Here is an 11,785-nt window from a genome sequence, read left to right as displayed (position 1 = left end):
ATCTTTCCCGATCGGCCCTCAGCCTATCGCCCGGGTGTCAACCCAGCGCGGGCCTCGACGAAGGCAGCTACGCAGGTTTCGACGTCGTCCGCGCTGTGCGCCGCCGAGAGCTGGACCCGGATCCGGGCCGCGCCGCGCGGCACCACCGGGAAGCTGAACGCAGTGACGAAGACGCCGTGGCCGAGCATCTCATCCGCCATAGCCGCCGCAAGAACGGCATCACCGAACATCACCGGCACGATCGCATGCTCCCCGGGCAGCAACTCGAAGCCCTCCTCGGTCATCCGTCGACGGAAGTGCCCGGCGTTGTCGAACAGTGTGCTGCGCAGCTCCCCGGAGGTTTCCACCAGTTCGAGGGCCTTGAGCGTAGCCGCGACGATGCCCGGCGCCATAGAGTTGGAGAACAGGTAGGGACGCGCCTTCTGCCGGAGCATGGCCACGATTTCGGCCCTGCCGGAAACATAGCCGCCGGACGCTCCGCCGAGGGCCTTGCCGAAGGTCCCGGTGTAGATATCCACCCGGTCCGACACCCCCGCGTGCTCAGGTGTGCCGGCACCGGTGGCGCCCATGAAACCGACGGCATGGGAATCATCGACCATGACCAGCGCACCGTACTTGTCCGCCAGATCGCAGATGGCCGCCAGCGGCGCGAGGAAACCATCCATGGAAAAAACCCCGTCGGTGACGATGACCGTCCGGCGCGCGCCGGTGCCGTTGAGCCCGGACGCTTCCACCAGCGCCGACTCCAGCTCGGCCATGTCCTGATTGGCATAGCGGTAGCGCTTGGCCTTACACAGCCGGATGCCGTCGATGATGGAGGCGTGGTTCAGTGCATCGGAGATCACGGCGTCGTCCGGGCCGAAAAGCGACTCGAATACGCCGCCGTTCGCATCGAAGCAGGACGAGAACAGGATGGTGTCCTCGGTACCCAGGAAGTCCGAGACCCGTGATTCCAGCTCCAAGTGCAGATCCTGCGTGCCGCAGATGAACCGGACCGAAGCCATGCCGAATCCGCGTTCATCCATGGCGGTCTTGGCCGCGGTGATAATGTCCGGGTGGTCCGCCAGGCCAAGGTAGTTATTGGCGCAGAAGTTCAACACCGGCCGGGCGTCGCCGTGCAACGGACCGGCCTGAATGTGGTTGGACTGGGCCGACGAGATCCGGCGCTCGGTCTTGAAGAGGCCGGCCGCCCGGATTTCGTCCAATTCGGCAGCCAGTTGGTCTTTCATTGCGGTGTACATACAGCCTTGCTCCTTAGAATCCGGTCCAGTCCAGCACAACTTTGCCGCCCGCGCCCGATCGAGCGGCCGCGAATCCCTCTTCCCACCGGGCGGCCGGCAGCGAGTCCGTCACCACGGCCGAAATATGCCGGTGCAGCAACGGATTTGAGGAGAGCATGGCGCTCATGGCGTACCAGGTCTCAAACATCTCCCGGCCGTAGATGCCCTTAAGCGTCAGCATGTGGGTCACCACCTTGCCCCAATTAATATCGATGGACTGGCTGGGCAGACCCAGCATCGCGATCCGGCCACCGTGGTTCATATTGTCGATCATTTCCGGCAGCGCCGTGGGGTGTCCGGACATTTCAAGACCGATGTCGAAGCCCTCCCGCATGCCGAGCTCGCGCTGAGCATCCTTCACCCGCGTGCTGGAAACGTCGACGGCCAGGTCAACGCCCATCGTGCGGGCGAGTTCCAGCCGGGGCTCCGAGACATCCGTGATGGCGATCTTCCGTGCGCCGGCATGACGGGCGACGGCGATTGCCATCAGTCCGATGGGTCCGGCACCGGTGATCAACACGTCCTCGCCGACGAGCGGGAAGCTCAGGGCGGTGTGCACGGCGTTGCCGAACGGATCGAAGATCGCACCGAGCTCAGGGGTGACGGATGTGTCGTGGTGTACCCACACATTGGTTTCCGGTATCACCACATATTCGGCAAAGGCCCCGTCCCGCTGCACGCCGACGGACACGGTATTGATGCACATCTGACGGCGCCCCGCACGGCAGTTGCGGCAGATTCCGCAGACAATATGGCCTTCGCCGGAGACACGGTCACCGATCTTCACGTCCCGCACCTGCGCTCCGATCGCCACGACCTCACCGTAGAACTCGTGCCCGGGGATCAGCGGTGCGTTGATGTTCTGCGCGGCCCAGGCATCCCAGGACTCGATGTGCAGGTCCGTGCCGCAGATGCCGGTCGTCATGACACGGATCTCTACGTCGTCCGGGCCGGCCTCGGGCTCCGGCCGGTCCACGAGCTCGAAGCCCGCATGGGCTCCGGATTTGTACAGTGCTTTCATGGTTTCCCCTTGGCCGTCATCGTGTCGCCATTGCAGTCATCGTGTCCCATTGTGTGTGGGTGTTCTCTTCCTTCATTACAGCGGGCTGAACGCATTAGCACAACCTCTATTATCTGACGCGACGATTAAGTCATCCTAATGCTTTAGTGTGGCTTCCATGGAATTACACCAACTGGAAATGTTGCGGGAACTGGGTGAGCTGGGCAGCGTCAAGGCCGTGGCGGAAACGTTGTCGGTGACGCCGTCCGCCGTCTCCCAGCAATTGGCCATGCTGCAGAAAAACGTGGATGCCCCGCTTACGCGTAAGGAGGGCCGCAACCTGGTCCTCACCGAGGCCGGGCAGGTACTGGCGGATGCCGGTGCAACGGTGGTCAGCGCGATGGCCGACGCGCGGGCGGCCATTGGCGGTTATCGTGAAACCAGGAACGGCATTGTCACCGTCAGCGGCTTCCACAGCGCTGGCCAGGCACTGTTTGCCCCGCTGCTGCGGATCCTGGCCGGCGCGGATTCGCCGAGCGTCCGGCTCTCCGATGAGGACGTGGCACAGCAGGACTTCCCCTCCCTGACGGCACGCTACGATCTGGTGCTGGCGCACCGCCTGGACCACAGTCCGCCGTGGCCGGAGGGGAAGGTGACGGTGCTGCCGCTGGCGCACGAGCCGCTGGACGTCGCGATGTCCGTCCGGCATCCGCTGGCGGCGCTGGACGCACTGACCCCGCTCGACGTCGTCGACGCGGCTTGGGTGACCAGCCGCGGCGGCTACTCGCCCGCGGACGTGCTCTCCGCCGTCGGCGCCGTGGCGAGTAAACCCGTGAACGTCGTGCACCGGATCAACGACTACTCCACTGTGGCGGCAATCGTCTCGACCGGCAGCGTCATCGGCCTGCTGCCACGCTATACCGCCAGCCCCGCGCTGAAACCGGGCATCGTTCTGCGGCCGCTGCAGGGCATCAGTACCCGCCGCCGGATCGACATCCTGGCCCGGCCCGAGAGCCTGAAGCGCCGCTCGGTCCTGCTGGTCTGCGATGCTCTCCAGGCTGCCATGGCCGAGCTGGTCAGCTGAACTAGTCAGGAGCCCAACTGCCCGCGCCCTGGTCAGCTCAGGGAGGGAAGCGCCTCCGCCCCGGACGGGTCAGATCCCAACTCTGGTTGGTCGCGCAGTTCCAGCTCGGTCCCGAGGTGTTCCAGCTCGAGAATGGTGATCCGGTTACGTCCGGGGCGCAGCAGCGGGGCCGGGATGTACAGCGTTATCTGGGGTCCGATCTCCCAGTACCGGCCAAGCAGGAAGCCGTTGACCCAGGCGAAGCCCTTGCCGAATCCGGGCAGCGCCAGGTAGGCGTCGGCGGCTTTTGTGAGGTCGAACTCTGCAGCGGCGAATCCCGCGCCGGCAATCGCGTGACCTTCGGCAGCGGGTCCGGTGGAGGAGAGCACACCCAATTGACTTTCGTCCAATTCCTCCAGCGGCACGAGGCGCTGCTCCCAGTGGAAGACATAGCGCCGTCCGACCATGACGCCGCCCAGGATGCCCTTGCCCTGTCCCAGCAGCGGACCGTAATTGATGCGGCCCTGGTTCTCGACCAGGATCTCCAGGCTTACCGGTCTCCCCGCACCCGTGACACGGACGCCGTCGGCCGCGGTGGCATCATCGAGCACCCCGGCGAAGGCGCCGTCAACCCAGAGGTAGGCCCGGTCATGCAGATCCCGGATGCCGATGGTGGTCTCCGCATCCGGCAGCACGGCCGTGGCGCTGTACAGGACAAGCCCGCGGTCAAGCCCGAGCTGTTCGAAGCTGAGCGGCCGGACGCTGCGCACCGGCTGGCCCGAGCGCGCAAAATCCAGAAGCCCGACGCCGGGGCGCACGGCCAGCGTCTGCGGCGCCACTGTCGCCGTCGGAGTCGTCAGGCCAGCGGGGAGCGGCGGCAGTTCCTTGCCGGCCGCGGCATGGAACTCGGCACGCATGGCATGGAATTTATCCGTCAGGGTACCGTCCTCCGCGATCGGCGCGTCCGAGTCGTAGCTGGTGACGGTGGGCTGCAGGATCGTGTCATGGTTGCAGCCGGAGGTCAGCCCGAAATTGGTTCCGCCGTGGGCCATGTAGAGGCAGACGGAGCCGTCCCGCTCCAGCATCTGGCGCACCTCGGAAGCGGCCTCGGCCGCGTCCCGCGTATGGTGGTGCTCCTTCCAGTGGTCGAACCAGCCGTTCCAGAATTCCACATTGAAAAACGGCTCGCCCGGGCGTCGGCGTTTCCAGGTTTCAATGGCCTCAGCGCCACGGCTGCCCAGTGTCGCCGTGGCCCAGGTATCCGGCAGGACGCCGCCATCCAGGAAGTAATCCGTGCCGCCGTCGGCCGTGAAAAGGATCTCGGTGATGCCGCGCTCCTGCAGGGCCTGCCGGTTCCATCGCAGGTAGTCCCGGTCGTCGCCATAGCTGCCGTATTCGTTCTCCACCTGCACGGCGACGATGGGGCCGCCGTGGCCCGCCTGCAGCGGCGCCAGCTGGGGCAGGAGCTGATCAAACCACTTCCCCACCACCGAGGTGAAGGCGGGGTCCGAGCTGCGCAGCCCCACACCGGGGATGGCAGTAACCCAAGATGGGAATCCGCCGTTGTCCCATTCGGCACAGATATACGGACCCGGGCGCACGATCACGTCCAGACCTGCCTGCTCCGCCAGCTGGATGAAATGTGCCACGTCGCGCCAACCGGAAAAGTCTGGAGCCTCACCGGGCTTGGGCTGGTGGAAGTTCCAGGCGATATAGGTGTCAAGAGTGTTGGCGCCCATCGCCGCCAGCCGGGCTATGCGGTCCTCCCACTGCGCCGGATGGACCCGGAAGTAGTGGATGGCCCCGGCCAGGATCCGGTGCTCCCTGCCATTGCGGAACAGCGCGCCCTCGCGGATGGTGAGTGCTGGTTCGGGGGCGGAGGCGGCGGCGAGGGTTGTCCCGGGAACGCCCGGCTGAAGGTGAGCGTGCGTCATGGTTACAGGGCCGTCGTACGTGCGGGCTGGCCGGCGTTGAAGTACTCCAGCAGCTCGGGAGCCAGTTCCGGCACCGTGCGCGCGGAGCCGTCGGTACGCAGCGATTCGGTGGCGAGCACGCCGGCCGCCACGGCCTGGCGGGCCGCTACCGGGCTGGTCTGAGTCATGCCTCCGTGGCGGGCGAAGTCCAGGAACTCGGCGATCAGCTTCGGATCCGCCCCGCCATGGCCGCCGTCGCCGTCGAGGATCTCCACCTTTGCATCCGGCTCGCTGAAGCCGTCCTGGGTCCGGGTCGTCCAGACGTGGATGACGTCGCCCGGGCCGTCGCCGAAGTTCTCAATCCGGCCTCTGGTGCCGATCACCGTGTAGTTCCGCCAGTAATCGGGGGTGAAATGGCACTGCTGGTAGGACGCCAGCACCCCGTTATCCAGGACCATCTGCATCATCGAGATGTCCTCCACGTCGATGACCGGGTTCAGGTCCGTCTGCTCGGTGGGTGGCCAGTTGTCCAGGCTGAACCAATCGCCCATGCGCCGGTCAGAGTTGTCCCGTCTGCTCGCTACGTCGCCGTACACCGCAAGATCACCCACCGCGGACACCCGCTTGGTGTACCCATTGGCCAGCCAATGGATCACATCGATATCATGGGCGCCCTTTTGCAGCAGCAGGCCCTTGGTGTTGGCCCGCTCGGCGTGCCAGTCCTTGAAGTAGTAGTCCCCGCCATTGCCCACGAAATGCCGGCACCAGATGGCCTTAACCTCGCCAATGGTGCCGTCGAGGATCAGCTGGCGCATCTGCGCCACGACCGGCATGTGCCGCATGTTGTGGCCGATGTAGAGCCGGGTCCCGGTCTCAAAGGCCGTCTGCAGGACCAGGTCCGCGGCCTCCAGGGTGACATCCAGCGGTTTTTCGCAGAACGTCGGGATACCGGCCCTGAGCGTCTCAACGGCCACCACGGCATGCTGGTTGTCCGGGGTCAGGACCAGGACCGCATCCAAGCCGCTGGCCAGCAGCACATCCAGGTCATCGGTGACCTTCGCCGTCGGAATCTTCGCCGCCGCGTCGGCACGGCCGCGCTTACTGGTGTCGCAGACAACGGTGACCTCGGAGCCCTGGCCCGGTTTGTGCGCGTGCTTCCACAGTCCCGCCCGCAGCCCGAATCCGACAACACCAATCTTCATATCAACTGTGTCCATTGTGTTTTGCATTCCTCTTACCTGAATCTGACTAAATCTGCTGACTGTACCTGCTGCTGAAGCGGCTGAACCTGCTGCTGCACCTGCCGCTATGCCGGCGCGGATTCGCGGGCGAACAGCTGCCACGGGAAGTCCAGTACGGCCACTTCCCGCTCCGCGCCGGTGGCCCGGTCCAGCAGCAGCCGCGCCACCCTGTCGAAGAAATCAATGGGTCCCACCGAGCTCAGCGAGGGAGTCATCCGTCCCCCCTCCCCGGTGTTGCCCACGCCGATGATGTCAATGTCCCGGCCCACCGCCAGGCCCAGCCGCTGCGCGGCGTTGACCGCGCTCATCGCCGCATAGTCCGTGGTGGCATAGATTGCGGTGGGCCGCTCCGGGCCGGAGAGCATCCGCACCGCGGCGGCGTAGGCGCTGGCGGGGGTGACATCGAAGGTCTCCAGGTAGTCCTCGCGCAGCTCCAGACCGGCACCGGCCAAGGCCTGGACATAGGCCAGGTAGCGCGACGGAGGTCCCGGCGCTGCGCTCCGGCCGGAGGTCAGGCAGCCCACCTTGCGGTGCTTTTTGAGCAGGTGCTCCATCGCCAGGACGCAGCCGGGCCCGGCGACGGAACGGATCACATCGAAGCCCTCCGGCGCCAGCGTCTCGTCGAATACCACCAGCCGGGTGCCCCGTTCCGCGAGCCTGCCCAGGCTGTCCCGGCTCTCCGGCGGCACGGCGTCGATGAAGACGGCGTCCGCGTCGTGGTTCCGCAGTACCTGGGCCCAGTCCGCGTCGGCCAGGATCATCGGCGTGATGCCCAGCGGAGCGGCGAGGCGTTGGACGGCCTCGATGACCTCCAGCGACCATGGGTCGGAGAGCATTGTCAGGGACAGCAGCACCGTATTCGTCCGGCCGGTCCGGATGGCCCGGGCCGCGGAATTCGGCTGGTAACCCAGCCGGTCAGCCGCGTCCCTGACACGCTGGACCGTGGCGGGGGAAACCCCGGCCTGTCCCTTGGCGCCGCGGCGCCCCGAGAGTACATACGAGACGGTCGCCGTCGAGACTCCCGCTTCCCCTGCCACACTCCGGATAGTAGCCCGCATTCCGATGCCCCAATCACTGCTGAAGTCCTACCTGATGGTTACTGTAGCCGCGGCGGCGGGCCCTGAGGACCAGCCACCGCGGCGGTGCCGCCGAACGCGGCGGATCACGCTACGCGCCGAACACCGGCACGTCCGCGGGCAGCGCCTTCTGGTACTCCTCGCGGATCTTGTCTCCGCCGCCGTCCTTCCAGCGCTTCACCGCATCCTTGAAGTCGGAGACCTTGGCGCGGCCGGTGATGATGTCGATGGTCTTATCCGTGATGATCTTGTTGATCTTCGCCCCCACCTTGGCGTTGGTGTCCGAGTACGAGCCGTTGGTCGGATTGCGCCAGGCGAAGTCCAGCAGCTTCTTTTCCTGCTCATAGATGTACTTGGTGTCATCCGGGAATGCCGGGTTGAACACCACGTTCTCCGGGCTGGACATGATGTTCAGGGCGCTGGCTACGCCGGGGATGTCCTTCAGCCCGGATTCGGTCATGACCGGGTTGCCGCCGCCGTCCGTCGTGTAGTCCTGGCCGGCTTCGCCGTAGTTCTTCTGCAGGTATTCGGCGCTGCCGAACGGCGCGGACAGGTAGTTCATCAGCGCCAGCAGCTCGCGGATCTTGCCCTCATCGGTCTTCTTGAAAGCCGTGAAGCCGACGGTTCCGTAGCCCATGTCATAGGTGGGCCTGATCTTTCCATCGAAACCGAAGGGAATCAGGATCTCCGTCTGGGCATCCTTGTCCAGATTGCGGTAGCGGGCGATGTTGTGGGGTCCCACGATCACCTGGGCGGCGACGGTGCCGTTGACAATCCGGTTGGAAATGTCCGTGGCATTGACGTCCGGGTAGAAGCAGCCGGCGGCAAACAGTTTGGCCGCATACTCCAGGCCCGCCTCATACTGCGGCGTTTCATAGCGGTTGGTGAGGGTGCGGTCCTTGTTGACCGCCCAGCCGTTCGGGGCACCGAGCCATTCGGTGATCATGTGCAGCATGTTGATGTAGGCCGGCTCCAGCGCGTACTTGCCCTCGTTGGGCCGGGTCAGCTCCTTCGCCTTCTGGAAGAACTCATCCGCGCTGCTCGCGGTCAGGCCGCCCACCTGTGCCCAGGTGGTCTTATTTCCGGCCAGCACCTGTCCGAAAGGGGTGCTGGGGATCGGCGCGCCCCAGATCTTGCCGTTGACGACGGCGGTCTTCCAGGAGTCCGGTTTCAGTGCGGCCAGGTTGGGGTACTCCAGCACGGCGTCGCCCGAGAGGTACTTGGTCAGGTCCTGGAATTTGGCTTCCAGCATCGGGCCGATGTTCGGGATACCCTGGTTCGGCGGTACCCACATCATGTCCGGCAGTGTGTCGCTGGCCAGGATGGTGGCGAACTTGGCCGGGTACCCATCTCCGACGTCCTCGGCGATCTGCAGGTCCAGTGTGCCGCCGAGTTTGGCGTTGAGCCGCTGCCAGAACTTGTTGTCCGCCATCGCGGGGGACATGGTCTCGAAGGTTTCCGTCAGGCCCGTGACCGTGCCCTTGAGCGGAGGCGTCTTCACCGTCTGCACCGGGCTGGGCATCGTCAGGAAACCAGCCTGCAACCCCTTGGCGTTGCCCGCGAAATCCGGTGTAATCCCGGTGAATTCCTTGTAGGTGGGCAGCTTGACGCCGGCGGATGCCGCGCCGCCGCCGATGGCACCGGAGCCGGTACCGCCGCAGCCGGCCAGCGATCCGCCCACGGCCACGGCTGTGACGGAAAGCCCCGCGAGGCCCAGGAAGTTGCGCCGGCTGACGCCGGCGTCTTTGGAAGTGCGAGTCATCGCATGTCCTTTCGGTTTATCCCTTGATGGCGCCGGTAATGACGCCCTTGTTGAAGTGCTTCTGCAGGAATGGGTAGACGAGCAGAATGGGCAGCAGCGCCACGACGACGATGGCCATCTGCATGGACTGCGGCGGCGGTGTGGAGGCGATCCCCAGCTGGTCGGCCAGACCGCCGCCTTGCACCACGTAGTTGCGCAGCACCAGCTGGACGGGGAACTTGGTCTGGTCGTTGATGTAGAGCATTGCGTTGAAGAAGGCGTTCCAGAATCCGACGGCATAGAACAGGCCGACGACGGCGACCACGGCCTTGGAGAGCGGCAGCACGATTTTCCACAGAATTTTGACGTCGCTGGCACCGTCGATCCGGGCCGCCTCGATGAGCTCCTGCGGAATGTTCATGAAGAAGGATCGCATCACCACAAAGTTGAAGGCTCCGAAGATGCCCGGCAGGATCAGGGACCACAAGGTGTCCAGCAGGCCCAGTTGCTTGACCATCAGGAACATCGGAATCAGGCCGGGGGCGAACAGCAGCGTAAAGAGCACCATCAGCAGCACGGGCCGGCCGAAGAGCACCGGACGGCTGGTGGCGTACGCCATGGTGATCGTGACGAACAGGGCCAGCACGGTCCCGACCGCCGTCACGACGGCGCTCACCCCCAGCGCCCGGAACATGAACTGTCCGCTGAAGATGGCCTGGTAGGCCTGCAGCGTCGGGTGCGTGGGCCACAGCACGTAGCCGCCCGCGGCCACCAGCTGTTGGTCATCCGCCAGGGATGTTGAAACCACCAGCAGGATCGGCAGCACGATGGAAAGCGTGATGAGTCCCAGAACGACGGCCTTGATGGCCTGGTAGAGCGGCGAGACCGGTTCCTTCCAGGCCGGACGTGTGGGATTGAAAGTCAGCCCCTTGGACTGCCTGCCGGATGACTTCCGGACCATTGTGTCTGTTGCCATGAGATGCCTCCTTGGGTGGCTGGATTCCCGGCGCAGGCCCGGAATCAGCCCGCCTTTTTCGAAAAGATTCCGGGTTCGCCCAACCTGTGCGCCACCTTATTGGCCGCGAAAATCAGGACTGCGCCAACGATGCCCTTGGCGAGGCCGGCCGCGGCGCCGATGCTCCAGCCGCCGCCCACCACGCCGGCAAAGTACGTGAAGGTATCCAGCACTTCCGAGGCCCCCGGACCCACCGCGTCGTGCTGGAGCAGGAACTGTTCAAAGCCGACGCTGAGGATGTCCCCAATGCGCAGGATGAGCAGCAGGATGATGATGGACCGCAGGCCGGGCAGCGTGATGTGCCACATCCGGCGCCAGCGCCCGGCCCCATCCGCGGCCGCGGCCTCATAGAGGGACCCATCTATGCTAGCCAGCGAGGCAAGGAAAATGATCATCGCCCAGCCGGCGTCCTTCCACACCAGCTGCACCGTGGCCAGCAGCGGGAACGTATCCGGGTTAGTCATGAAGGGAAGAGCATCCAGTCCCAGGTGCCGCAGCTCGTTATTGACCAGCCCCGCCCCGCCCAGCACTTGCTGGAACAGCGCAATAACCAGGACCCAGGAAAGGAAGTGCGGCAGGTAGACAATGCTCTGGAACCACCGGCGGATCCTGGAGCTCATGAGTGAATCCACAACCAGCGCCAATCCCAGCGGGACCGGGAAGAAAAGCACCAGCTGCCAGAGCGCCAGCACCAGGGTGTTTCGCAGCGCCACCCAGAAGTCCGGGTTGAAATAGAGATCCACGAAGTTCTGAAAACCGACCCAGTCGCTGTCTCCGATGCCCAGGAATGGCTGGTAGTCCTGAAAGGCAATGACATTGCCAAGAATAGGGATGTAGAAGAAGAGCAACAGGAAGAGCACACCCGGCACCATCATCAACAGCATCTGCCGGTCGCGCTTCCACCGCACCCTGAAACTTTGTCCGGCGAAACTCTGTCCAGCCACCGCCGACGCTTTCTTCTTCCCGCCCCGGAATTTACCCGGTCCGGTCGAAGCCGCGGCGCGTTCGGGCGCCGGCGCCGGCGGCACCTCACTCGTTGTCGAGCTCATGGTCTCTCCTCTTACCTTTGGGCTGCGGCGAGGGATACATGATGTGACCTGCACCTCGTTAACCGTTTAACAAACCTAGAGGATGAATTCCAAATATGCAAGAAACTGATCGAATACAGATGTAACAAGCATCTTTCGTCACGTTGACGGCGACATCGGGCCATGGCCGGGCTACCATAAAGCGGAAGACGGCGGAATTCATCGATCCGCTCCCCGCCACCGCCACCAGCCGAACGGAGGATCCATGGCGCAGTGCTGCAGCCCGCAGGGCCGCGACGAGCCTCCCGTGGTGGCCGGCCATGTCGCCGCCGGCCCGGAGAGCCAACGCGGCGGGGCCGGCAGCGGAAGGCCGCCGACCGCCCTCGTCCATCAGGACGTCAGGATTCCGGGCGACACCTTCGCGATGG

The 11,785-nt window shown here is 64.9% G+C and carries 9 protein-coding genes; 1 reads left to right on the top strand and 8 read right to left on the bottom strand.

All coding sequences use genetic code 11. The annotated features are described in order from the left end of the window. Positions 1-23: 23 nt before the first annotated feature. Both ACLLJI_RS04710 and tdh read right to left on the bottom strand, forming a co-directional pair. On the bottom strand, positions 24-1,241 hold the full coding sequence (locus tag ACLLJI_RS04710; RefSeq protein WP_434618505.1) for a glycine C-acetyltransferase: 1,218 nt from the start codon (positions 1,239-1,241) through the stop codon (positions 24-26). Between the two features lie 13 nt (positions 1,242-1,254). After that, the gene (gene tdh / locus ACLLJI_RS04705; RefSeq protein WP_434618503.1) at positions 1,255-2,301 is read right to left on the bottom strand and encodes an L-threonine 3-dehydrogenase; all 1,047 of its coding nucleotides are present in this window, start codon (positions 2,299-2,301) and stop codon (positions 1,255-1,257) included. 157 nt (positions 2,302-2,458) lie between these two features. Between tdh and ACLLJI_RS04700 the strand changes: the two genes are divergently transcribed. Next, a complete protein-coding gene (locus ACLLJI_RS04700; protein ID WP_434618500.1) occupies positions 2,459-3,364 on the top strand; it encodes a LysR family transcriptional regulator in 906 nt (301 codons plus the stop codon). A 32-nt stretch (positions 3,365-3,396) separates the two neighbouring features. Here ACLLJI_RS04700 and ACLLJI_RS04695 read toward each other — a convergent pair whose 3' ends face one another. From ACLLJI_RS04695 to ACLLJI_RS04670, 6 genes are all read right to left on the bottom strand, one after another. Next, positions 3,397-5,277 (bottom strand): beta-galactosidase, encoded by a 1,881-nt coding sequence (locus ACLLJI_RS04695; RefSeq protein ID WP_434618497.1) that lies wholly within the window; start codon positions 5,275-5,277, stop codon positions 3,397-3,399. A 2-nt stretch (positions 5,278-5,279) separates the two neighbouring features. Beyond that, complete coding sequence (locus tag ACLLJI_RS04690; RefSeq protein ID WP_434618494.1) at positions 5,280-6,473, bottom strand: Gfo/Idh/MocA family protein; 1,194 nt, start codon at positions 6,471-6,473, stop codon at positions 5,280-5,282. Between the two features lie 89 nt (positions 6,474-6,562). After that, positions 6,563-7,555, bottom strand: a complete 993-nt coding sequence (locus ACLLJI_RS04685) for a LacI family DNA-binding transcriptional regulator (protein WP_434618491.1) — start codon at positions 7,553-7,555, stop codon at positions 6,563-6,565. 109 nt (positions 7,556-7,664) lie between these two features. Then, positions 7,665-9,335, bottom strand: a complete 1,671-nt coding sequence (locus ACLLJI_RS04680) for a sugar ABC transporter substrate-binding protein (protein ID WP_434618488.1) — start codon at positions 9,333-9,335, stop codon at positions 7,665-7,667. Positions 9,336-9,351: 16 nt separating this feature from the next. Beyond that, positions 9,352-10,275 (bottom strand): carbohydrate ABC transporter permease, encoded by a 924-nt coding sequence (locus ACLLJI_RS04675; RefSeq protein WP_434621224.1) that lies wholly within the window; start codon positions 10,273-10,275, stop codon positions 9,352-9,354. 59 nt (positions 10,276-10,334) lie between these two features. Continuing rightward, positions 10,335-11,213 carry an ABC transporter permease gene (locus ACLLJI_RS04670; protein WP_434621221.1) on the bottom strand — a complete coding sequence of 293 codons (879 nt, stop codon included), beginning with the start codon at positions 11,211-11,213 and terminating at the stop codon, positions 10,335-10,337. Between the last annotated feature and the right edge of the window lie 572 nt (positions 11,214-11,785).

This window comes from Arthrobacter sp. A5 (genome assembly GCF_051131705.1).
Taxonomy (GTDB): domain Bacteria; phylum Actinomycetota; class Actinomycetes; order Actinomycetales; family Micrococcaceae; genus Arthrobacter_M.
This window is presented reverse-complemented; position numbering and strand designations above follow the sequence as displayed.